At 64.8% G+C, this 22,860-nt stretch carries 19 protein-coding genes; 3 read left to right on the top strand and 16 right to left on the bottom strand.

Annotated features, from left to right (window positions below):
• Positions 1-309 precede the first annotated feature (309 nt).
• The 4 genes from KVG96_RS19180 to plsB all read right to left on the bottom strand — a co-directional run bounded on the left by KVG96_RS19180 (position 310) and on the right by plsB (position 4,764).
• Complete coding sequence (locus KVG96_RS19180; protein ID WP_217893474.1) at positions 310-999, bottom strand: DUF4197 domain-containing protein; 690 nt, start codon at positions 997-999, stop codon at positions 310-312.
• Between the two features lie 27 nt (positions 1,000-1,026).
• A complete protein-coding gene (locus KVG96_RS19175) occupies positions 1,027-1,425 on the bottom strand; it encodes a YbaY family lipoprotein (RefSeq protein WP_217893473.1) in 399 nt (132 codons plus the stop codon).
• 49 nt (positions 1,426-1,474) lie between these two features.
• On the bottom strand, positions 1,475-2,161 hold the full coding sequence (locus tag KVG96_RS19170) for a hypothetical protein (protein WP_217893472.1): 687 nt from the start codon (positions 2,159-2,161) through the stop codon (positions 1,475-1,477).
• Between the two features lie 98 nt (positions 2,162-2,259).
• Positions 2,260-4,764, bottom strand: coding sequence for a glycerol-3-phosphate 1-O-acyltransferase PlsB (plsB, locus tag KVG96_RS19165; protein WP_217893471.1), 2,505 nt, complete (start codon positions 4,762-4,764; stop codon positions 2,260-2,262).
• 240 nt (positions 4,765-5,004) lie between these two features.
• Between plsB and KVG96_RS19160 the strand changes: the two genes are divergently transcribed.
• A complete protein-coding gene (locus KVG96_RS19160) occupies positions 5,005-5,214 on the top strand; it encodes a cold shock domain-containing protein (RefSeq protein WP_217893470.1) in 210 nt (69 codons plus the stop codon).
• 105 nt (positions 5,215-5,319) lie between these two features.
• Here the strand turns inward: KVG96_RS19160 and KVG96_RS19155 are convergent, their stop codons facing one another.
• The 4 genes from KVG96_RS19155 to KVG96_RS19140 all read right to left on the bottom strand — a co-directional run bounded on the left by KVG96_RS19155 (position 5,320) and on the right by KVG96_RS19140 (position 10,564).
• The gene (locus tag KVG96_RS19155; protein WP_217893469.1) at positions 5,320-5,697 is read right to left on the bottom strand and encodes a hypothetical protein; all 378 of its coding nucleotides are present in this window, start codon (positions 5,695-5,697) and stop codon (positions 5,320-5,322) included.
• A 75-nt stretch (positions 5,698-5,772) separates the two neighbouring features.
• On the bottom strand, positions 5,773-6,582 hold the full coding sequence (locus KVG96_RS19150; RefSeq protein ID WP_217893468.1) for a putative RNA methyltransferase: 810 nt from the start codon (positions 6,580-6,582) through the stop codon (positions 5,773-5,775).
• Positions 6,582-7,733: a succinyl-diaminopimelate desuccinylase gene (gene dapE / locus KVG96_RS19145; protein WP_217893467.1), complete on the bottom strand. Its 1,152-nt coding sequence runs from the start codon at positions 7,731-7,733 to the stop codon at positions 6,582-6,584. Before dapE ends, KVG96_RS19150 begins: the two co-directional genes overlap by 1 nt.
• Before the next feature lie 239 nt (positions 7,734-7,972).
• The gene (locus KVG96_RS19140; RefSeq protein WP_217893466.1) at positions 7,973-10,564 is read right to left on the bottom strand and encodes a glycosyltransferase; all 2,592 of its coding nucleotides are present in this window, start codon (positions 10,562-10,564) and stop codon (positions 7,973-7,975) included.
• A 217-nt stretch (positions 10,565-10,781) separates the two neighbouring features.
• Between KVG96_RS19140 and tcdA the strand changes: the two genes are divergently transcribed.
• Positions 10,782-11,594: a tRNA cyclic N6-threonylcarbamoyladenosine(37) synthase TcdA gene (tcdA, locus tag KVG96_RS19135; RefSeq protein ID WP_217893465.1), complete on the top strand. Its 813-nt coding sequence runs from the start codon at positions 10,782-10,784 to the stop codon at positions 11,592-11,594.
• Positions 11,595-11,700: 106 nt separating this feature from the next.
• On the opposite strand, the gene KVG96_RS19130 is transcribed toward tcdA, so the two are convergent.
• From KVG96_RS19130 to KVG96_RS19115, 4 genes are all read right to left on the bottom strand, one after another.
• Positions 11,701-12,105, bottom strand: a complete 405-nt coding sequence (locus KVG96_RS19130) for a SufE family protein (RefSeq protein ID WP_217893464.1) — start codon at positions 12,103-12,105, stop codon at positions 11,701-11,703.
• Entirely contained in the window at positions 12,102-13,307 is a 1,206-nt protein-coding gene (locus KVG96_RS19125; RefSeq protein ID WP_217893463.1) for an aminotransferase class V-fold PLP-dependent enzyme, read from the bottom strand. The genes KVG96_RS19130 and KVG96_RS19125 overlap by 4 nt, the downstream gene beginning before the upstream one ends.
• Before the next feature lie 135 nt (positions 13,308-13,442).
• Positions 13,443-14,477, bottom strand: coding sequence for a 2,3,4,5-tetrahydropyridine-2,6-dicarboxylate N-succinyltransferase (gene dapD, locus KVG96_RS19120; protein ID WP_217893462.1), 1,035 nt, complete (start codon positions 14,475-14,477; stop codon positions 13,443-13,445).
• A gap of 32 nt (positions 14,478-14,509) precedes the next feature.
• Positions 14,510-14,872 (bottom strand): ArsC family reductase, encoded by a 363-nt coding sequence (locus KVG96_RS19115; protein ID WP_217893461.1) that lies wholly within the window; start codon positions 14,870-14,872, stop codon positions 14,510-14,512.
• A 272-nt stretch (positions 14,873-15,144) separates the two neighbouring features.
• Here KVG96_RS19115 and KVG96_RS19110 point away from each other — a divergent pair, with 272 nt between their 5' ends.
• Positions 15,145-16,776 carry a Na+/H+ antiporter gene (locus tag KVG96_RS19110; RefSeq protein WP_217893460.1) on the top strand — a complete coding sequence of 544 codons (1,632 nt, stop codon included), beginning with the start codon at positions 15,145-15,147 and terminating at the stop codon, positions 16,774-16,776.
• Positions 16,777-16,803: 27 nt separating this feature from the next.
• Here the strand turns inward: KVG96_RS19110 and KVG96_RS19105 are convergent, their stop codons facing one another.
• From KVG96_RS19105 to map, 4 genes are all read right to left on the bottom strand, one after another.
• A complete protein-coding gene (locus tag KVG96_RS19105; RefSeq protein ID WP_217893459.1) occupies positions 16,804-17,550 on the bottom strand; it encodes a M12 family metallopeptidase in 747 nt (248 codons plus the stop codon).
• Positions 17,551-17,707: 157 nt separating this feature from the next.
• The gene (gene dapC / locus KVG96_RS19100; protein WP_217893458.1) at positions 17,708-18,907 is read right to left on the bottom strand and encodes a succinyldiaminopimelate transaminase; all 1,200 of its coding nucleotides are present in this window, start codon (positions 18,905-18,907) and stop codon (positions 17,708-17,710) included.
• 61 nt (positions 18,908-18,968) lie between these two features.
• On the bottom strand, positions 18,969-21,671 hold the full coding sequence (locus KVG96_RS19095) for a [protein-PII] uridylyltransferase (RefSeq protein ID WP_217893457.1): 2,703 nt from the start codon (positions 21,669-21,671) through the stop codon (positions 18,969-18,971).
• A gap of 40 nt (positions 21,672-21,711) precedes the next feature.
• Positions 21,712-22,494, bottom strand: coding sequence for a type I methionyl aminopeptidase (gene map / locus KVG96_RS19090; protein WP_217893456.1), 783 nt, complete (start codon positions 22,492-22,494; stop codon positions 21,712-21,714).
• Positions 22,495-22,860: the final 366 nt, after the last annotated feature.

Genomic DNA, 22,860 nt, shown 5'->3' with positions numbered 1-22,860 from the left:
CGAATCGGCTGGCTCCCACAATTCCTTGTGGGAGCCACCCTGTTGGCGATGGCCGTGGATCAGGCGACAGGGATGTTGGCAGTGCTGGCCTCATCGCTTGCAGGCAAGCTCCCACAGGTTTGTGGAGGCCGAAAATCCCGCCTATATCCGCAGTCCCCTGTGGGAGCCAGCCTGCTGGCGATGGCGATGGCGATGGCGTCAGTCGAGTCGCCGCAGGTTCGGATCAATACCTTGGCCCTTGGACATCCTCAATGAAAAAGCCCGCTGAGCCGGAGACGGTCAGCGGGCTTTTGTTTGCGCATCCAGACCCTAGAGGGTGCCGAACACCTTCTTCGCCAGGCCGGTCGCTGCGGCGGCCGGGTTCTTGCGGATGGTTTCTTCCTGCTTGCCGATCATCTCGAACAGGCCGTCGAGCGCCTGTTCGGTCACGTAGCTTTCGATGTTCGCGCTCTTGGCGTCCACCACGCCGAAGGTCGCGGCCTGACCGGCGAACGCGTTGTATTTCTGCGCCACGCCGACCTTGTCGGTGGCCTGCTTGACGATCGGCAGGAACTTGGCGCGGATCTGTTCGCGGCTGGTCTTGTTCAGGTACTGGGTGGCCGAGTCGTTGCCGCCGCTGAGGATGCCTTTGGCGTCTTCCACAGTCATTTTCTTCACGGCGTCGACGAGGATCGGCTGGGCCTGCACCACGGCGGTCTCGGCGGCCTTGTTCATGCTGGTCTCCAGTTGGTCGACCTGGTCGCCCATGCCGAACGCCTTCATTTTGCTGGCGACCTTGCCGAGCTTGCCCGGCAGTTCGATCCGCACGTCCGGGTTGCCGCTGAAGCCGCCCGGCGTGCCCAGCTGTTTGACGGCCAGTTGCGCGCCCTGGGTCAGGGCGTCCTTGAGGCCGCCGGTGGCGTCGGACTGCGACAGGTCGCTCAAGGACAGCGCAGACGCGCCGGCGGAGATCATCAGGCCTGCGCACAGGCCGGCGAAGCGAAGGGTAGGGCGGAGCATGGCGGCTTCCTTGTTCCTGAAAGTGAATTAGCGGACGGCGTCGACGCGGACCTTGAACGGCTGCGGATCGTTGCCGTCGAGCTGCACGGCGTGATTTTCGGTGGTGATGAACATCAGTTCACCGTTGACCTCGATGCGCGCGCTGACCGAATAGCGGTGGCCGGGTTTGACCTGGGCCGGATCGTAGCTCAAACGGAACGGCAGCGGCACCTGGCCTTTGACCGGGCCGGTCTGTTCGTCGAGCACCACGGCCGGGGCGTCGGCCAGGGACACGTCCTGCAGGCTCACGCTCAGGGTGGCGCTCGGCGGCAGGGCGATGCGTTGCAGGTAGAACACTTCGCCGTCGAGGTTGACCTTGCCGGCCGGTGTGGTGGATTGGCAGGCGCTCAACAGCGTGGCGGCGGCGAGCAGGGACAGTCTTTTCATGGAAACCTCTGGGACAGGAGCGCCGGAAGAATCCCGACGCCCCGGAAATCTAGCGGAATTTGGCGGTGACGTCAGTGAACAAACGTAATGGCGCCGCGAGCCGGCGGATGATCGACGGCCATTCGACTGAACGTGCCGCACTCGCGGGCGGCACCAGTTCCGCCAGGCCGGGATAGACCGCGATGCGTTGGTGATAGCGGTTCTCGATGCCGCTCAACGCATACTGCCTGCCGGGAACCAGTTGCCGCGGATCGTAGCGAAGGTAGAACGAACGGGCGCTCTGTTCGTCCTGGGTGACACGAACCAGTTCGACGTCCGGGCTGCCGGGCTCATGCAGGCTGATGGTCACGGCTTCTTGCGGCGCAACGGCTTCGGGCTCCTGGACGTTGACATGCAGGTAGCCGACCGGGCTCAGGTGCACGGTCTGGCGATGGGGGGCGCGGTTGACGATGACAATGTGATCCTGCTTCACCAGCAAAGGCTGTCGGTCACGGAACAACTGGACGTTGATCCGGTATCTGACACCGATGCCGGCAAGGCGGTGTTCAAAGGCAAAGTCCCACTGGCCATCGGTGATGGCAGGGAATCTCCACTCTTTGATTCTGATCGGCGCATCGCCGTTGTCCGCATGGACTTCGACGACGGTTTCGTTTTCCCCGTCGGCAGGGGCCTTGAATGTTTCGGGAAGGCTGAAGGTCAGCTTGATGATGGGTGCAACTTCGTTCAATGGGTCCATTTCGATGTCCGTATCGATCAAAAGAGCCCATTAGTTCATGAATCGACTAACCGGAAAATGCTGGCACCTTCCGGTTAGTTGTCCGCACGTTTCAACTTTCAGCTATCGGCTGAAGGGGGGGCGGCCGCTTCGGCGGCATCTTCGCTGCGGTGCAGCGCCACCTGACGGATCGACAGGCGGATCTCCGCCGGCAGCACCCGCTTGGCCGCGCCTTCGGCCAGTTCGCCGAGCAGTTCGTGGTAGCTCAACTTGCCGGCCTCGTCGCGGCGCAGCACATCCAGGTCGAGCATCGTCTGGATGAAGTGGCGGAACAGGCTCTTGTCGAAGAACTCCGGGGCATTGAGGCCGTGCAGGATCGACAGGCGCTGGGCCATGACCGTGCACAGGTCTTCCAGCTCTTCGGCGCTGAGGCTGTTCTGGCCGCTGTTGAGCAGCAGCGAGACGGTCATGTAGAAGCGCTGCAGGGTCTGGGCGATGCTGCGCGACAGCAGGGTCAGCAGCACGAAATGCCGTGAGCTCGGGGCCGGGCGCAGGTACACGTCCTTCTCGAAGCGCAGCAGGCCCTGTTCGACGAACGCCTCCAGCCACTGATCGATCACCGCGTCGAGCTCGTCCAGCGTCCAGCGGATGAACAGCTCCGCCTGCAGGTACGGATATAGCGCACGGGTGTAGCGCAGGATCTGCTCGCGGCTCATGCGCGAGCTGCTCTGGAAGAAGCTCGCCAGCAGCGCCGGCAGGGCGAAGATGTGCAGCACGTTGTTGCGGTAGTAGGTCATCAGGACGGCGTTCTGCTCGTCCAGGTAGAGGATCTTGCCCAGCGCGTCGTTCTGCTCGGACAACAGGTCCATGTCCTTCACATGCTTGATCAGCGCCTGGCCGTCGCCTTGCGGCAAGGTGGTGTGCGGCGAGTACGGCACTTTGCGCAGCAGCGCCAGGTACAGGTCCAGCACCCGCGCCATGGCGCGGTCGTCCAGGGCCAGGCGGCCGGTGGACAGCAGCGCCAGCGCCACCAGGTTCACCGGGTTGACCGCCGCCGCTTCGTTCAGGTGCTGCGCGACCTTCTCGCCCAGGCGGTTGGTGGTTTCGTTGAGCCATGCCGGCTTGAACTGCGGGCCGAGGTCTTGCTGGCGCCAGCCCGGCTGTTCGCCGTCGAGGAACTCCGCCAGCTTGATCGGCTCGCCGAAGTTCACCGCCACCTGGCCGAAGCGCTGCTTGAGCGCGCCGATGACCTTGAAGATGTCGAAGATCGACTCTTTCTTCTTGCTCGCCCCGCGCAGTTCGCCGAGGTAGGTCCGGCCCTCCAGCACGCGCTCGTAGCCGATGTACACCGGCACGAACACGATCGGCGTGCGCGAGGAGCGCAGGAAGCTGCGCATCGTGATCGCCAGCATGCCGGTCTTTGGTTGCAGCATGCGCCCGGTGCGCGAACGGCCGCCCTCGACGAAGTACTCCACCGGGAAGCCCTTGGTGAACAGGGTGTGCAGGTATTCGTTGAACACCGAGGTGTACAGCGGGTTGCCCTTGAACGTGCGGCGCATGAAGAACGCGCCGCCGCGGCGCAGCAGGCCGCCGATCACCGGCATGTTCAGGTTGATCCCGGCGGCGATGTGCGGCGGGGTCAGGCCGTTGCGAAACAGCAGGTAGGACAGCAGCAGGTAGTCGATGTGGCTGCGGTGGCAGGGCACGTAGATGACTTCATGGCCCGGCGCGATCTTCTGCACGCCTTCGATGTGGTTGACCTTGATCCCGTCGTAGATCTTGTTCCAGAACCAGCTCAGCACCACTTCCAGGAAACGGATGGCGGTGTAGGTGTAGTCCGAGGCGATCTCGTTGCCGTAGCGCAGGGCCTGGGCCTTGGCCTTTTCCGCCGAGATGTTTTCCCGCTCGGCCTCGTCGAGGATCGCCTGGCGCACCAGCGGTTGGTTGATCAGACCCTTGACCAGGTTGCGCCGGTGGGAGATGTCCGGGCCGATCACCGCCGCCTTGAGGTTGCGAAAATGCACCCGCAGGATCCGCTGGGTCATGCGCACGGTGCGCTCGTGGCCCTTGTTGTGGTCGATCAGTTCGCGCAGGTGGATCGGCGCGGAGAACTGCACGCGGGTCTTGCGCCCCAGGATCATGATGCTCAGCAGGCGGCGCAGGCGGCCGGTGACCGCCCAGCTGTCGGCGAACAGCAGTTTCCACGGGCTCGACTCGCTGTCCGGCGACTGGCCCCAGAACACGCTCACCGGAATGACCTGCGCGTCTTCGGCGGCGTTCTGGCTCAGGGCGCTGACCAGCCGGGTCAGGGTCGGCGGCGCGCCGCGCTTGTCGTGGCGGCCGAGCCAGTCCGGATCCGGCGTCAGGTAGAAGAACGCCGCCGGCTCGATCAGCGACCCGACCGACACCGGCAGCACCGGGCGCGGCAGGCCGGCCTTGGTGCACTCGGTGTCGAGCACGGCCAGGTCGGTCAGCGAAGGGGTCTGCAGGACGTAGAACACCGGACGGCTGCGGTCGAGGTCGAGGGTGAACGACGACTGGTTGATCGTCTCCGAGCGGACCCAGAGGTACAACAGCCGGCGCAAGGTGCCGAACACAAGACGGCGGAACGGGGAACGGGTCATACGGATTCTTCGTCATTGAATAAAACCGAGCGTTTGCTCGGGAAGGGCGACAGTGTGCCGGATTCGCTGAAAATCGGCAAAAAAGCGGCCAAGTAAACTCTTGTTGAGAGTATCGGCACCTGACATATACTCGGCGGTCTGTCGCCGGGGCCCTTGTATGGACGTCGGACGCAGGCTGACGTTCCTCAAAGGCTTTCCTGCGAAAAGCCCGCTCAATAATAAAAAAGGGAGTATGAACAAATGGCAACACGCGAAACCGGCAGCGTGAAGTGGTTCAACGATGCCAAGGGTTACGGCTTCATCCAGCGCGAAGACGGGGTGGACGTGTTCGTGCACTACCGCGCGATCCGCGGCGAAGGGCACCGTTCGCTGACCGAAGGGCAGCAGGTGGAATATGCGGTGGTGCAGGGACAGAAGGGGTTGCAGGCTGAGGATGTGGTAGGTCTGTAGTTAGCAGCTGCAAGCTGCAAGTTACAAGCTACAAGCTACAAGCTACAAGCTACAAGCTACAAGCGGTTCGGCTTGCAGCTTGTGGCTTGTAGCTCATAACTGCTCTTATGCGGTTTTCCAGGTGATCTCTTCCTCGCCGTCGGCGCTGATGCGGATCCAGCGGTCCGCCGTTTCCTCGCCTTCTTCCTCGACCCAGCTGCCCGGTGCGCAGCGCACTTCGACGTTCAGCGCAGCGAACGCGGCGCGGGCGCAGGCGATGTCGTCGTCCCACGGGGTCTGGTCGCTTTCCAGGTACAGGCTGTTCCATTTGCCTACGGCCTTGGGCAGCCAGGTCACGGGGATGCTCCCGGCCAGGCATTTGAAGGTCTGGCCTTTCTGCTTCCATTCGCTGCACGGGCCCAGGGCGGCGCCGAGCCATTCGGCGATCTGCTTGTGGTCGACGTCGGCGTCTTTCAGGTAAATCTCGATGTCCGGTTGGCGCATGGATGTCCTCACTGCGGGTCTGAAAAATCCATTCGCGGATTTAGCCGGCCCCGGGCATTGGCCCGAGTCCAAAAGTTATTGAAGAACGAAATAATCGTAGCGCATCGACACGGTGGTCACGAAGGGCTCGGCCTGGCCGATCACCGCGGCGCGGCGCTCGGCGCTGGCGCGCCAGCCGTGGGGCGTCATGGCCAGCAGGTTGGCGCGGTCTTCGGGCTTGTCCAGCGTCAGCCTGAACTCCAGGGTTTCGCTGTGGGCCAGCGCCATGCCTTGCGGCACCAGGGCCAGGTGCTTGTCGTCGGTGTATTCGCGCACTTCGTCGTACAGGCGCTCGCGCAGTTCCATCAGGTGGCCGCTGGTCGGCCCGACCTTCATCAGGCCGCCGCCGACGCTGAGCAGGCGCTTGGCCTCTTCCCAGTCCAGCGGGCTGAACACGCTGGCCAGGAACTGGCAACTGCCCGGCGCCAGCGGCACGCGGGCCATGCTGGCGATCAACCAGGTCACGGCAGGGTTGCGCTTGCAGGCGCGCTTGACCGCTTCCCTGGAGATGTCCAGCGCATAACCGTCGGCGCCCGGCAGGGCCTCGGCGATCTGCGCGGTGTAGTAGCCCTCGCCGCAGCCGATGTCGACCCAGCGCTGCGGCGCGTAGCCGGCCGCCAGCTCCGCCAGGCGCCTGGCCACCGGCGCATAGTGCCCGGCGTTGAGGAAGTCGCGGCGGGCCTCGACCATCGCCTGGTTGTCGCCGGGGTCGCGGCTGTTCTTGTGCTGCACCGGCAGCAGGTTCAGGTAACCCTGGCGTGCGCGGTCGAAGCGGTGCCCGGCGGGGCAGGCCACGCCGTTGTCCACGGCGTTGAGCGGTTCGTTGCAGATCGGGCAGGCGAGCATCAGGCGAGCAACTTGATCAGGGTCTGGTAGTAGATTTCGGTCAGGACGTCGAGGTCGGCCGCCAGCACGCGTTCGTTGACCTGGTGGATGGTCGCGTTGACCGGGCCCAGCTCGACCACCTGGGTACCCATGGTGGCGATGAAGCGGCCGTCGGAGGTGCCGCCGCTGGTGGAGGCCTTGGTTTCGCGGCCGGTGATCTGCTTGATGCTCGACGACACCGCGTCGAGCAGCGCGCCCGGCTCGGTGAGGAACGGCAGGCCGGACAGCGCCCAGTCGATGTGCCAGTCCAGGCCGTGCTTGTCGAGGATGTCGGCGACGCGCTTCTGCAGGCCTTCGACGGTGGATTCGGTGGAGAAGCGGAAGTTGAACAGCGCCACCAGGTCGCCGGGGATCACGTTGGTCGCGCCGGTGCCGGAATTGACGTTGGAGATCTGGAAACTGGTCGGCGGGAAGAAATCGTTGCCGTGGTCCCAGTGCTCGGCGGCCAGCTCGGCCAGGGCCGGGGCGGCGAGGTGGATCGGGTTCTTCGCCAGGTGCGGGTAGGCCACGTGGCCCTGCACGCCGCGCACGGTGAGTTTGGCGCCGAGGGAGCCGCGACGGCCGTTCTTCACCACGTCACCCACCAGGGCGGTGCTCGACGGTTCGCCGACGATGCACCAGTCAAGGCGCTCCTTGCGCGCCGCCAGACGCTCGACCACGGCCTTGGTGCCGTGGTGCGCCGGGCCTTCTTCGTCGCTGGTGATCAGGAACGCGACCTTGCCCTTGTGGTCCGGGTAGTCGGCGACGAAGCGCTCGGCGGCCACGGTCATCGACGCCAGGCTGCCTTTCATGTCCGCCGCGCCGCGGCCGCAGAGCATGCCGTGTTCGTCGATCACCGCGTTGAACGGGTCGATCTGCCACGCGGTCACGGGGCCGGTCGGCACCACGTCGGTGTGGCCGGCGAAGCACAGCACCGGGCCGTCGCCCTTGCCGTGGGTGGCCCAGAAGTTGTCCACGTCCTCGATGCGCATCGGCTCCAGGGTGAAGCCGGCGGCGCCCAGGCGCTGCATCATCTGTTTCTGGCAATCGGCGTCGACCGGCGTCACGGACGGACGACGGATCAGGTCGATGGCCAGCTGGAGGGTCGGCGAAAGGTCGGCGTGGGCCGTCATGGGAAACTCCGGAATCATGAATGTGGGCAAGAGCCAATGCGGGAGCGGGCCTGCTCGCCGAAGCGGTGCGTCAGTCAACATAAACGGTGATTGTTACAACGCCTTCGCGAGCAGGCTCGCTCCTACAGGGGATTGAGCTCGGTCAGTCAGACTGCCTATCACGCCAAGCCCTGCAAAATGGCGGTCATCTTAAAGCAAAACGGCGGCCATAGGCCGCCGTTTAGTGCATCGTCGAACAATTAGACCGCCGGTGCCGGCTCAGGCGCCGGGGCGGGTCTCGGCAGCGACGAAAGGAACGCCATGATCAGCGCCGCGACGTACGGCAGCGACTGCACCAGCAGCATGGTCACCCAGAAGCGCATGTCGCTGCTCGGCAGGCCCTGCACGAGGAAAATCCCCAGCGCCGCGCCCCACAGCAGCAACATGATGAACAGCTCTTCCCGGGCCTCGGAAATGGCCACCCAGAACCCGTGGCTGTCGGCGTTCTTCGGCGTGCGGAAGAACGGGATGCTGCTGGTGAAGAACCCGTACAGCACCGCCTTGGCGATGGTGTGCGACAGCGCAAGCCCCGCCAGCGCCGCGCAGAACGCGTCCTTGAGGTTCACCCCCACCGCGCGGCGGTACAGGAAGATGATCTTGCCGACCTTGAAGGCGAACAGCGCCAGCGGCGGGATCGCGAAGATCAGCAGCGGCGGGTCGACCCGTTGCGGCACGATGATCATCGCCGCGGACCACAGCAGCGCGCCGACGGTGAAGAAGATGTTCATGCCGTCCGCCACCCACGGCAGCCAGCCCGCGAGGAAGTGGTAGCGCTGGCCGCGGGTCAGCTCGGTGTCCTTGCCGCGCAGCAGGCTGCGGGTGTGGCGCTTGATGATCTGGATCGCGCCGTAGGCCCAGCGGAAACGCTGCTTCTTGAAGTCGATGAAGGTGTCCGGCATCAGGCCCTTGCCGTAGCTGTCGTGGTAGTACGCCGCCGACAAGCCTTTCTCGAACACCCGCAGGCCCAGCTCGGCGTCTTCGCAGATGCACCAGTCGGCCCAGCCCAGCTCCTCCAGGACCGAACGGCGGGTCATGGTCATGGTGCCGTGCTGGATGATCGCGTCGCGGTCGTTGCGGGTGACCATGCCGATGTGGAAGAAGCCCTTGTATTCGGCGTAGCACAGCTTCTTGAAGGTGCTTTCGTTCTGGTCGCGGTAGTCCTGCGGCGACTGCACCACGGCGATCTTCGGATCGGCGAAGTGCGGCACCATGTGCTTGAGCCAGTTGGGGTGCACGCAGTAGTCGGAGTCGATCACCGCGATCACTTCGGCATCCTTGGCGGTGTGCGGGATCAGGTAGTTCAGCGCGCCGCCCTTGAAGCCGGCCAGCGGCGAGACGTGGAAGAACCTGAAGCGGGGGCCGAGGGTCTGGCAGTAGTCGCGCACCGGTTCCCAGACCGCCGGATCCTTGGTGTTGTTGTCGATGATCAGGACTTCGAAGTCCGGATAGTCGAGGTTGGCCAGGGCGTCGAGGGTCTGTTTGACCATCTCCGGCGGCTCGTTGTAGCAGGGCACGTGGATCGACACCTTCGGCCGGTAGCCCGAGTCGCCGACCACGGGCAGGAATTCGCGCCGGCGCTTGTGCACCCACACGGCCTCGGCCAGTTCATGGGCCTCGGTGAGCAGCACGATGAACACCCCGAGCGCGCCGAGCGCCAGCAAGAAGCCCACGGTCAGGCTGAACCAGGTGCTGTACTGCTGGCTGTAGTCGTAGCCGATCCATACCAGCACCGAACCGCACAGGAACGCGATGAAGGTCAGGAAGGTGCGGCCGCGCTGGCGCAGGGCCGAGCCGTCGATCATCAGCAGGGTCAGCGACAGCAGCGCCAGCACCCCGGAGCCCACCGCCAGCACCCGCCACTGCGGGATCGCCACCACCGGGCCTTCGAAGTTGAATTTCTGCTGGCGCGCGGCGTTGAACACGCCCCAGTAGGCACCGACCGACCCTTCGTCGCTGGCCTTCCACGGCTGGTCGAAGGCTTCGATCACGAAGTAGTTGAAGCCCTGGCGGTTGAGCTTGTTGACCAGGGTGCGCAGGTAGATCGCCTGGTCCGCCGGCGACGCATCGGCGCCGCCGCGCATGCGGCCGTTGCTCGGCCAGCCGACTTCGGACAGCAGCAACGGTTTTTTCGGGAACATCTTCTTCAGGTCGCGGGCGCGGTCGAAGACGAACTGCCCGGCCTTGTCCATCGGGATGAATTCCCAGTAGGGCAGGATGTGCGCGGCGATCAGGTCGACGTGCTTGGCCAGTTCCGGGTGCTCTTCCCAGACGTGCCACTGCTCGGACGTGGTGACCGGCACCTTCACCGCTGCGCGCACGCGGTCGAGCAGCACGCTCAACTCTTGGGCGGTGATCTCTTTGCGAAACAGCGCTTCGTTGCCGACCACCACGCGTACGACGCTGCGCGAGGTGTTGGCCAGTTCGATGGCACGGGCGATTTCCCGTTCGTTGCGCTCCTTGTCCGGGCTGATCCAGATCCCGAGCGTCACCCGCAGGCCGAACTCTTCGGCCAGTTTCGGGATGTCCTGCAGGCTGCCGTCGACCGAGTAGATGCGGATGTTGTCCGTCAGCTTGCTCATGATTTCCAGGTCACGGCGCATTTCGTCGTCGGACGGGTACTGCTCTTTCTGCGGGAATTGTCCCTGCTGGAACGGTGAGTAGGAGAAGCCGGAGATCTGCTCCGGCCAGTTCGGCGCGGAGACCGGGCGGTTGATCAGCGCCCAGAAACCGGTGAACAGGGCGGCGATTGCCAGAACCACCACCAGGTTGAGTCCAAATTTACGCGATGACATAGCTGTTTCGGGTTCCAAAGGCTGTGGAACGAAGGTTCGGCGAGGTCGTGCCAAAGGGCGCGAATCCTACACCGGCAGTTCACCAGTCGCACGTCGGACGGGGAAATGCCCGACATTGGGCAACCCGCTTTGACTTAAGTTCTTACACTTGTAGCTGGAAGCTTAAAAGTTGTCGCGCGGTCGTCCATAATGCGCGCCGGTTTTTGGGGTAACGGTCATGAGCACAGAAGATCCACGGTTTGCAGGCATCGCCCGCTTGTACGGCATTGAAGGTTTGGCGCGCCTGCGGGCGGCCCATGTGGCGATCGTCGGCATCGGCGGCGTCGGTTCCTGGGCGGCGGAAGCCATCGCCCGCTGCGGGGTGGGCGAGATCTCGCTGTTCGACCTGGACGACGTCTGCGTGAGCAACGCCAACCGCCAGTTGCACGCACTGGACAGCACCGTCGGCAAACCCAAGGTCGACGTGATGGCCGAGCGCGTGCGCGGCATCAACCCGGCCTGCACGGTGCACCCGGTGGCCGACTTCGTCACCCGCGACACCATGGCCGACTACATCACGCCGGACATCGACTGCGTGATCGACTGCATCGACAGCGTCAACGCCAAGGCTGCGCTGATCGCCTGGTGCAAGCGCCGCAAGATCCAGATCATCACCACCGGCGGCGCGGGCGGGCAGATCGACCCGACCCAGATCCAGGTCGTGGACCTCAACCGCACCTACAACGACCCGCTGGCCTCGAAGGTGCGCTCCACGTTGCGCCGCGACTACGGCTTTTCCCGCACGCCGAACCGCCATTACAGCGTACCGTGCGTGTATTCCACCGAGCAGCTGCGCTACCCGAAGCCGGACGGCAGCATTTGCCTGCAGAAGCGCTTTGTCGGCGACGGCGTGAAGCTGGACTGCGCCGGCGGGTTCGGGGCGGTGATGATGGTGACGGCCACGTTCGGCATGGTCGCGGCGACCAAGGCAGTGGACAAGTTGGTGGCGGGAGTGCGGCGCCCTTCCGAGCGGGCGAAGTCTCAGGTTTGATCGGTGAGGCTGATGGCCTCATCGCGAGCAGGCTCGCTCTTACAGGGGAACGCATTCCAAATTGTAGGAGTGAGCCTGCTCGCGATGGCTGCAAAGCAGCCGCTTTTTATTCAGCCAGCTCATTCATCCGCTGGAGCACGGCATTGAGGCCATTGCTGCGTGAAGGCGACAGCTGGCGCGAAAGCCCCAGCTGATCGAACCAGTCCGGCAGGTCAACCTGGCGCAGTTCAGCCGCCGTCAGCCCGTTCACCCGCACCAGCAGCAGCGCCACCAGCCCGCGGATCAGCCGTGCATCGCTGGCGGCCGCGAATTGCCAGCGCCCGTCGTGAAGTTCACCCACCAGCCACATTTGGCTTTCGCAGCCGTGCACCCGGTTGGCGTCGCATTTGTCGGCGTCATTCAGGGGGGCGAGGCGGTCGCCGAACTGCATCAGCAGGCGCGCCCGCTGCTCCCAGCCGGCGGCGCCCTGGAAGGTGCGCAGGGCTTCGGCGGCTTCGGTCGGCAGGCTCACCGCAACAGCTCCAGCGCCTGATCCAGCGCTTCGAAGAAGCGTTCCAGATCCTCCGAATCGTTGTAAAGCGCCAGCGACACGCGGATCGCCCCGGCCAGTTCGAAGCTTTTGAGCAGCGGCATCGCGCAGTGATGGCCGGCGCGCACGGCAATGCCTTGCTCGGTCAGCAGATGCGCCAGGTCAGCGTTGTGCACGCCGTCGACCACAAAACTCGCCAGCGCCAGTTGCGGTTTGCCCAGCAGGCGGATGCCGTTGCGCGCCGCAAGGCCACGCAGAAGATAGTCATGCAGGGCCGACTCGTGGGCGGATACCGCGTCCTGATCCAGACCGGTCAGGTAATCAAGGGTCGCGCCGAGACCGATCACGCTGGCAATCGGTGGCGTTCCCGCTTCGAAGCCCAACGGTGCCGGACGGAAACGCGCGTCGTGATAATTGGCGTCCAGCACCATTTCACCGCCGAACTGCCACGGGCGCAGTTGCTCAAGCGCCTGGTTGCGCCCGAACACCACGCCGAGTCCATCCGGGCCGTACAGCTTGTGGCTGGAAAAAACGTAAAAGTCGCAGCCGAGCGCCTGCACGTCATGACGCTCGTGCACCACACCTTGGGCGCCATCAACCACTGTGAGCGCGTTCTGCGTCTTGGCCATCGCCAGCAGAGCCGACAGCGGTTGCCACGCGCCCAGCACGTTGGATAACTGACTGACTGCCAGCAAACGGGTACGCGGGCCGATCAGGCTTACGGCTTCGGTGAGGTCGATCAAACCATCGGCGTCCAGCGGCAGAATTACCAGTTTCAGCTCGCGACGATGCGCCAGTTGCTGCCACGGCAGCAGGTTGGCGTGATGCTCCAGGGCGCTGACGACGATTTCGTCGCCCGGCGCGAAAAGATGTTCCAGGCCATAGGCCAGGAGATTCAGCGCACTGGTGGCGCCGTGGGTGAAGATGATCTGCCCGCTGTCGCCGGCGTTGAGCCATTGCGCCACCTTCAGGCGGGTGTCTTCGAAGGCCTGTGTGGCATGGGCGCCGGGCAGGTGTTGCGCACGGTGCACGTTGGCCGCGCCGTTGGCGTAGTAATGCGCCAGCGCGTCGAGCAGGGCCTGGGGCTTTTGCGTGGTGGCGGCACTGTCCAGATAAGTCTGGCCTTGCCGTTGCAGCGCGGCGATGGCCGGAAAGTCGGCCCGCCAGGGGGAGGGAATCATCATGTCGTTCGGCTCGTACGCCAGCCCCCCTGTAGGGGCGAGCCTGCTCGCGATGGCGATGTATCAGTTAAAAATATGCTGGCTGACACGACGCTATCGCGAGCAGGCTCGCTCCTACAATGAGTAGTGCATGGCGGCTTAGTTGTGAGCGTGCAGCGCTTCGTTCAGTTCGATGGCCGATTTGTGGGTCTTGCACTCCACGGCACCGGTTTCCGAATTGCGGCGGAACAGCAGGTCGGTCTGGCCGGCCAGGTCACGGGCCTTGACCACCTTGACCAACTGGTTGTTCTCGTCCAGCAGCGCGACCTTGGTGCCGGCTGTCACGTACAGGCCCGACTCGACGGTGTTGCGGTCGCCCAGCGGGATGCCGATGCCGGCGTTGGCGCCGATCAGGCAGCCTTCGCCGACCTTGATCACGATGTTGCCGCCGCCCGACAGGGTGCCCATGGTCGAGCAGCCGCCGCCCAGGTCCGAACCCTTGCCGACGAACACGCCGGCGGACACGCGGCCTTCGATCATGCCCGGGCCTTCGGTGCCCGCGTTGAAGTTGATGAAGCCTTCGTGCATCACGGTGGTGCCTTCGCCCACGTAGGCGCCCAGGCGCAGGCGGGCGGCGTCAGCGATGCGAACGCCGGCCGGCACGACGTAGTCGGTCATTTTCGGGAACTTGTCCACCGAGAACACTTCCAGCAGCTCGCCGCGCAGGCGGGCTTCGAGCTGCAGCTCGGCCAGTTCGCTCAGGTCGATGGCGCCCTGGCTGGTCCAGGCCACGTTCGGCAGCAGCGGGAAGATGCCGGCCAGGCTCACGCCGTGCGGCTTCACCAGGCGGTGGGACAGCAGGTGCAGCTTCAGGTAGGCCTCTGGGGTGGAGGTCAGTTGGGTGTCTTCGGCCAGCAGGGTGGCGACCAGCGGCTTGTGGCTTTCGGCCAGGCGGGTCAGCAGCTTGGCCTGCGCGGCATCGACGCCTTTCACGGCTTCGGCCAGTTGCGCGGCCTGGGCGGTGGTGAAGGCGATGGCCTGGTTGCCTTCGGTGTAGCCCAGGATCGGCGCGACGGCGGCGACCAGCTCGGCCGACGGCTTGAGCAGCGGCTGGGCGTAGAACACTTCCAGCCAGGCGCCGTCACGGTTTTGGGTGCCGACGCCGAAGGCCAGGCTGAACAGGGAGTTGGACATGTGAATACCTCTATCGAATGGGGACGGGCCGCTTACTTGAGCGCTGCCGCGTAGGTATCTGGCTTGAAGCCAATCAGGGTTCGGTCACCGAGATCGAGCACCGGGCGCTTGATCATCGAGGGTTGGGCGAGCATCAGTTCGATGGCCTTCGGCTGGTCGAGATCGGCTTTCTGTTCGTCGTCGAGCTTGCGGAAGGTCGTGCCCGCGCGGTTCAGCACGGTTTGCCAGCCATGTTCGTCGCACCATCGGGTCAGGTGCTCGCGGTCGATGCCGGCGCTCTTGTAGTCGTGGAAGTCGTAGCTGACAGCGTGTTCATCGAGCCAGGTGCGCGCCTTTTTCATGGTGTCGCAGGCCTTGATGCCGAAAAGGTGCAACGGTTTGCTTGAAACGGTCAAGGAATCGCCCCCTTTACAGGTGCCGGAAAAAAATGGTGTCGGATTATGCCATGACCGGACGGTATCGCGGCGGCCGTGGTCGATTTACTCGCCGGAATCTTGATCGGGCCTGCGGTGCGGCCGTCTGGTTTGGCCGGGTGACGCCATCGCCAGCAGGCCGGCGCCCACAGAAGCGCGGAGCAAGGCTGTGCGACATACGTGCAACGGTCATCCAGAGCCTATGCGGCTAATATGGCAGTTCATCGCTGTCGATCGCCTGAGACATCCGCTTTATGCAAACTGCTTATACCGTCCTGATCCTGCTGATGCTGGTCAGCGTTTCGCGCCTGGTGGGACGGGTGATTCCGCTGCCGTTGCCGCTGGTGCAGATCGCCGCCGGGGCCTTGCTGGCCTGGCCGACGCTGGGGCTGCATGTGGCCCTCGATCCTGAACTGTTCCTGTTCCTGTTTTTGCCGCCGCTGCTGTTTTCCGATGGCTGGCGCATGCCCAAGCGTGCGTTCTGGCACTTGCGCGGCCCGATCCTGACGCTGGCGGTGGGGCTGGTGCTGTTCACCGTCGTCGGGGCGGGCTACTTCATCCATTGGCTGTTGCCGGGCATCCCGTTGCCGGTGGCCTTCGCTTTGGCGGCCGTGCTGTCGCCCACCGATGCGGTGGCGGTGTCCGCCATCTCCCAGAACCGCCTCCCCACCCCGCTGATGCACATCCTCCAAGGTGAGGCGCTGATGAACGACGCCTCGGGCCTGGTGACGTTCAAGTTCGCCCTGGTGGCGGCGGTGACCGGCGCGTTTTCGCTGGCCGGCGCGAGCCTGACGTTCGTGCTGGTGGCGGTGGGCGGCCTGCTGGTGGGCGTGGCATTGAGCTGGCTGGTCGGCCGGCTGCGGGCGTGGATGATCGCCCGCGGCTGGGACGATCCGGCGACCCACGTGGTGTTCATGTTGCTGCTGCCGTTCGCCGCTTACGTGCTCGCCGAACGCCTGGGCGCTTCGGGGATCCTGTCGGCCGTCGCGGCCGGCATGATGCAGAGCTGGCTCGACCTGTTGCCGCGCCAGACCAGCACCCGGCTGCTCAACCGCAGCGTCTGGTCGCTGTTGGAGTTCGCCTTCAACGGCCTGATTTTCCTGCTGCTGGGCCTGCAACTGCCGGACATCGTCAAGGCGGTGGTCAGCCACGAACCGACGCTGTGGCCCGCGTTGTTCTACCGTGGCCTCGAGGTGCTGGCGATTTTCCTGGCGCTGGTGCTGCTGCGCTTCGTTTGGGTGCAAAGCATCTGGCGCCTGTCGGTGCTGTTGCGGCGTCTGCGCGGCAAGGGTGACCTGACGCAAGTGCCGACGGCGCGTTCCTGCTGGCTGCTGACGGTGGGCGGGGTGCGCGGGGCGGTGACGCTGGCGGGCGTGATGTCGGTGCCGATGCTGATGGGCACGGAGCTGTTCCCGGAGCGGGACTTGCTGATCTTCATCGCCGCCGGGGTGATCCTGCTGTCGCTGGTGGCGGCCTGCATCGCGCTGCCGTTGCTGCTTCGGGGCGTCGAGAAGAGCCCGGACGACAAGCGCCGCCAGGAAGTCCGCGAGGCCTGGCGCAAGACCGCCGAGGCGGCGATCCATGCGCTGGAGACCGAAGAGGCCAACCCGCAGGACGCCGCCGAGGCCGCCCTGGCGGCGGAGCTCAAGGCGCGGATCATGTCCGAGTACCGCCATCAGCTGGAGGTGTTCAACGACTCGGCCGAAGCCCAGGCGCTGGCCTTCCAGATGGACCTGCTGGAGCGTCGCCTGCGCCTGAAGGCGCTGCGGGCGCAGCGTCTGGCGCTGTACAGCCTGAGCCGTCACCACCAGATCGGTGATGACGTGCTGCGGGAAGTGCTGGCGGACCTTGATCTGAGCGAGGCGAACCTGGGTCAGGTCAAATGAGCGGATGCCCCGGCAAGGGGCTCTCGTTCACGGGGTTCGCCGGGGCTGTTTCGGGTACAGCCGCCGCATCATCCTCTTGTCCTTTTTGCTGATCTTGCGGTTGATCGGGTTTTCCCAGTCGCCCAATGTCAGTTCGTTCGAGACCGGGTGATGCATGATCGACCGCCGGTCGTAGTCGGTGTGGATCGCCTGCGGCGCGCTGAAGGGTTTGAACAGGTTCTGGTCGACCTGCTCGCGGGTCAGCGGGTTCATCTCGCGGTTCTGGTAAAACGCGTACACCTTGGGTTTGTCCCAGGGGATATTGGCCTGCGGGTGCTGGTGTTCGTGCATGGCGCCCAGGGCATGGCCGAACTCATGGGTGACGATCACTTCGAAGTCCGGATGATCGGGCGTCACGCCCAGGTTCATGGTGGGCCAGTCGGGGTGGACGAGCAGCGCGTCGGTGCCGAGCATCGAGCTGTTGTCGTTGTTCTTCGTCGCGATGCGGATGTCGCCCTGCACGCCATCGACGAAATCGAACTTCAGGTTGATGTACGGCAGCCAGCGGCTGGCGGCGGCGATGATCTTCTGTTTGCGGTCGGGGTCGGGCGAGTCGATGAAGGCGATCTTCAGGGTTCGGCCGTTGGCCCAGAGTTTCGGGTAGTCGATCAACGAACGCTTGCGGCGTCCGCCGGCGCCGCTGCCGGCGTTGGCGGGGTTTTCGTTGACGGCGGTGTCAAAGGCGGCCTGGTCGTCCGGCCATTGCACGAGCCTGCAATCCTGCAATTGGTTCATGGTGGGCTTCATCCTTGAAGTGGAGGGTGTCGATGCGCAAGACGTTGCGCGGGGCAAGAGTAACCTGCCTCCCTGCACTAAAAGGTTTCCAGGCCGTGCGGAGGTGTTTCCCGATATGAAAAGTCACCGTGCCAGCAAGGCTGGCACGGTGACGGGCTCACGGCTGCCGGGTCACGAACGCGCGAATGCGCTCGGCGGCCTCGACGCATTCCGCCAAGGGCGCCACCAGCGCCATGCGCACGCGGCCGGCCCCCGGGTTGACGCCGTCAACGTCGCGGGACAGGTACGACCCCGGCACCACGGTCACGTGCTCCTGTTCGAACAGGTCGCGGCAGAACGCCGCGTCGTCGCCGTTCACGTTCGGCCACAGGTAGAAGCTGCCGTCAGGGCGTTGCACATCCATCACCGGGCTGAGGATCGCCAGCACGGCATCGAACTTCTCGCGGTACAGCGCACGGTTGGCGCGCACGTGGACTTCATCGTTCCACGCGGCGACGCTGGCCAGTTGGGTCTGCACCGGCATGGCGCAGCCGTGGTAGGTGCGGTACAGCAGGAAACCCTTGAGGACGTCGGCATCGCCGGCGACGAAGCCCGAGCGCAGCCCCGGCAGGTTCGAGCGCTTGGACAGGCTGTGGAACACCACGCAGCGCTTGAAGTCCTTGCGGCCCAGTTCGGCGCAGGCGGTCAGCAGGCCCGGCGGCGGGGTCTGTTCGTCGAAGTACAGTTCGCTGTAGCACTCGTCGGCGGCGATCACGAAGTCGTGCTCGTCGGCCAGGGCGATCAGCTTCTTGAGGGTGTCGAGGGGGATCAGCGCGCCGGTCGGGTTGCCCGGCGAGCACAGAAACAGGATCTGGCAGCGTTTCCAGATGTCCGGCGACACCGCGTCGAAGTCTGGGTTGAAGCCGTTTTCGTCCAGGCACGGCAGGTAGTGCGGCTTGGCTCCGGCCAGGAACGCCGCGCCTTCGTAGATCTGGTAGAACGGGTTCGGACTGACCACCAGCGCGTCGTCACCGCGGTTGACCACGGTCTGGGTGAAGGCGAACAGCGCCTCGCGGGTGCCGTTGACCGGCAGCACGTTGCGCGCCGGGTCGATCCAGCCGCCCGGGACGTTGAAGCGGCGTTCGCACCAGGCGGCGATGGCTTCGCGCAGGGCCGGGATGCCGAGGGTGGTCGGGTACACCGCCATCTGGTCCAGGTTGCTGGCCAGCGCCTCGGCGACAAAGCTCGGCGAGCGGTGTTTCGGTTCGCCGATCGACAGGGCGATCGGGCGCTTGTCCGGGTTCGGCGTGACGCTGCCGAGCAAGGCGCGGAGCTTTTCGAACGGGTAGGGCTGCAGCTGGTTCAGGGCGTTGTTCATGAAGGGTCTCGTGCTGTGCGGGAGCGGGCGAGCCCGCTCCCGCAAGGGGAAAAGGGTCGGGTCAGATGCTGATGCGCGACAGCTTGATGTCGGGCTCCTGGTTGACGCTCAGTTGCTCGACGATCGCATCCTGCAGGCGGCTGCACAGCAGCGGGTCGGACAACGGCTGGTTGTGGGCGTCGGTGATGAAGAACACGTCCTCCACCCGCTCGCCCAGGGTGGCGATCTTGGCGTTCTGCAGCGACAGGTCGAACTCCAGGAAAATCCCGCCGACCCGCGCCAGCAGGCCCGGCCGGTCCGGTGCCGTCAGTTCCAGCACCGTCACCGGACGCTGGGCGTCGTTGTGGATCGTCACCTGCGGCGCAAACGCGAAATGCTTGAGCTGGCGCGGCACCCGGCGCTGGATGATCGTCGGGTAGTCGTCGGGGTTGCGCAGGGCTTCCGTCAGCCCGTCGCGGATCTGCTTGACCCGCAGCGGGTTGTCGCCGATCGAATCGCCGTCGGTGTCGAGCACGATGTAGGTGTCGAGGGTGAACTGGCTGCTGGAGGTGATGATCCGGGCGTCGTGGATGTTCAGGTTGAGCTGGTCCATCGCCGCCACCGTCACGGCGAAGAAGTCGTGCTGGTCCGGCGCATAGATGAAGATCTGCGTGCCGCCCTCGAACTCGCGCTGGGTGGTCTCCTTGATCAGCACCAGCGGGCCGCCGTCGGCCGGTTGCTGGAGGATCGCGTCGCTGTGCCAGGCCACGTCGCCGGCGGTGTGGCGCAGGAAGTAGTCGTCGCCCAGTTGCGCCCACAATTGCTCGACGTCGTCCGGGTCGGTGCCGCCGCGCACCAGGATGTCCAGCGCGGCGCTCTGGGTCTGGCGGATCTGCTCCTCGCGGTCCACCGGGTTTTCCAGGCCGCGGCGCAGCGCACGCTTGGTTTCGGTGTAGAGCTGGCGCAGCAGGCTGGCGCGCCAGGAGTTCCACAGCGTCGGGTTGGTGGCGTTGATGTCGGCCACGGTCAGCACATAGAGATAGTCCAGGCGGGTCTCGTCGCCGACGGTCTGGGCGAAATCGTGGATCACCTGCGGATCGGACAGATCCTTGCGCTGGGCGGTGGTGGACATCACCAGGTGGTTCTGCACCAGCCACACGATCAGGCGGGTGTCCCAGACCGGCAACTGGTGGCGCTGGCAGAAGGCCTCGGCGTCCACGGCGCCGATCTCCGAGTGGTCGCCGTGACGGCCCTTGCCGATGTCGTGGTACAGGCCGGCCAGGTAGATCAGCTCAGGCTTGGGCAGCTTGCCCATGAGTTTGCTGGCCAGCGGGAATTTTTCCGACACCTGGGTGTACTGCAGTTTGCGCAGGTGCTTGATCAGGTTCAGCGTGTGGGCGTCCACCGTATAGATGTGGAACAGGTCGTGCTGCATCTGCCCGACGATGAAGCCGAACTCCGGCAGGTAGCGCCCGAGGATGCCGTAGCGGTTCATCCGGCGCAGGTTGCGGTGGATGCCGATCTTGCACTTGAACAGCTCGATGAACAGGCTGGTGTTGCGGATGTCGTTGCGAAAGTTGTCGTCGATCAGGTGCCGGTGTTCGCGCAGCAGGCGGATGGTGTCGGCGCGCACGCCCTTGATTTCCGGCTGCTGGGCCATCAGCACGAAGATCTCGAGCATGGCGAACGGCGTACGGCGGAACACGTTTTCGCTGCGGGCCTCGATGTAGCCGTCGTGCAGCTGGAAGCGCGCGTTGATCGGCTGCGGCGGGGCTTCGTCCTCCGGCGCGAGGATGACTTCCTCGAAGTGCTGGATGATCAGGTCGCTGAGCTGGGCGATGCTCATCACCACCCGGAAATATTGCTGCATGAAGTTTTCGACGGCTTGCTTGGCGTCGTCGCCCTCGAAGCCCAGCAGCGTGGCGATCGAGCGCTGATGGTCGAACAGCAGGCGGTCCTCGGCGCGGCCGGCCAGCATGTGCAGGGCGTAGCGCACCTTCCAGAGGAACTCCTGGGACGAGGCGAGCAGGGCGTTCTCGCTCTCCACCAGAAAGCCTTCGCCGGCCAGGGCCCGCAGGTTCAGGGTGCCGTACTGGCGCCGGGCGACCCAGAGGATCGTCTGGATGTCCCGCAGCCCGCCGGGCGAGCCTTTGACGTTGGGTTCCAGGTTGTACTCGGTGTCGTTGTACTTGTGGTGGCGGGCCTTCTGCTCGGCACGCTTGGCCAGGAAGAAGTCCTTGCTCGGCCACATGTGGGCGGTGCTGGTGACGTCGAGCATCCGTTGGCGCAGGCGTTCGGGGCCGCAGATGGTGCGGCTTTCCATCAGGTTGGTGACGACCGTGAGGTCGGCGCGGGCCTCTTCGGCGCATTCGTCCACCGAGCGCACGCTCTGGCCGACCTCCAGGCCGATGTCCCAGAGCAGGGTCAGGAAGCGCTCGATGGAGTCGCGGAAGATTTCATGGTCGGCGCTGTCCAGCAGGATCAGCAGGTCGATGTCGGAATAGGGGTGCAGCTCGCCGCGGCCGTAGCCGCCGACCGCCACCAGCGCGATGTCGGCGTCTTCGCTCCAGTTGAACTGCTCCCAGGCCTTTTGCAGGATGTTGTCGACGAACCAGGCGCGGTCTTCGATCAGCCGGCGGATGTCGCGGCCGTTGCGAAAGCGCGTGTCGAGCACCTCGTGGGCCTGGCGGATGGCCTTCTTGAATGCCGCGATGGGACTCGCTTTCAGGGCCAGTTCAGCCTGGAACTGGCCGCGGTCGAAGAGTTCGGGATCCACCTGCGGCATCGGTTGGCTTTCCTTCTATAGGCTGGGAGCGGTGTCTGGGTCAGGCCGATACGCGCGGGATCGTGTCGTCGCTGCGCAGGGTGAAGATCTCGTAGCCGGTTTCGGTGACCAGCAGGGTGTGTTCCCACTGGGCCGAGAGCTTGCGGTCCTTGGTGATGGCGGTCCAGCCGTCGCCCAGCACCTTGGTGTCGGCCTTGCCCTGGTTGATCATCGGCTCGATGGTGAAGGTCATGCCGGCCTGCAGTTCCATGCCGGTGCCGGCGCGGCCGTAGTGCAGGATCTGGGGCTCTTCATGGAACACCTTGCCGATGCCGTGGCCGCAGAACTCGCGCACCACCGAGAAACCGTTCTTCTCGGCGTGCTTCTGGATGATCTCGCCGATGTCGCCGAGGCGGCAGCCGGGCTTGACGATCTCGATCGCCTTGTACATGCATTCCTGGGTGACCTGGGACAGGCGTTCGGCCCAGACCGGCACGGTGCCGACGTGGAACATGCGGCTGGTGTCGCCGTGGTAGCCGTCCTTGATCACCGTGACGTCGATGTTCAGGGTGTCGCCGTTCTTCAGCGGCTTGTCGTTCGGGATGCCGTGGCAGACCACGTGGTTGATCGAGGTGCAGATCGACTTCGGGTAGCCCTTGTAGTTGAGCGGGGCGGGGATGGCCTGCTGCACGTTGACGATGTAGTCGTGGCAGATCTGGTTCAGCTCATCGGTGGTGACGCCCGGCTTTACGTGCCCGGCGATCATTTCCAGCACGTCGGCGGCCAGTTTGCCGGCGACACGCATGCCAGCGATGTCCTCGGGGGTTTTGAGGTTGACGGTCATACAGGCTCTCTCTGCGCCCGGCGGCGCTTGCAGATACGGATAGGGTGGCAGGCGTTCAGGCTGCGGCCCTGAAAAACGCGATTCTAACAGACGAAAGGCGCAAATCCGCGCCTGTGTGCATCGCGTCCGTCCGTACAATGCCGCGCCAGGGCGGATCCGCGGTGCGCTTCCCTCATGTCCCTGATGCGAATGCAGATTCCGGGTTCCGTTTGCGCCCTCCTTGTGATATAAAATGCGCCGCTTTCCGGGGATAGCCCCGAAAGCATTAACCCACACACGTGTCGACACGATGACCTGGGTGCCCTTGATCCTCGGATCGGCGGTTGGTCATTGGGATACGTGGAGGCCCAACCCGACTTATCAAGG

It is taken from the genome of Pseudomonas ekonensis (assembly GCF_019145435.1).
Classification (GTDB): Bacteria; Pseudomonadota; Gammaproteobacteria; order Pseudomonadales; family Pseudomonadaceae; genus Aquipseudomonas; species Aquipseudomonas ekonensis.
This window is presented reverse-complemented; position numbering and strand designations above follow the sequence as displayed.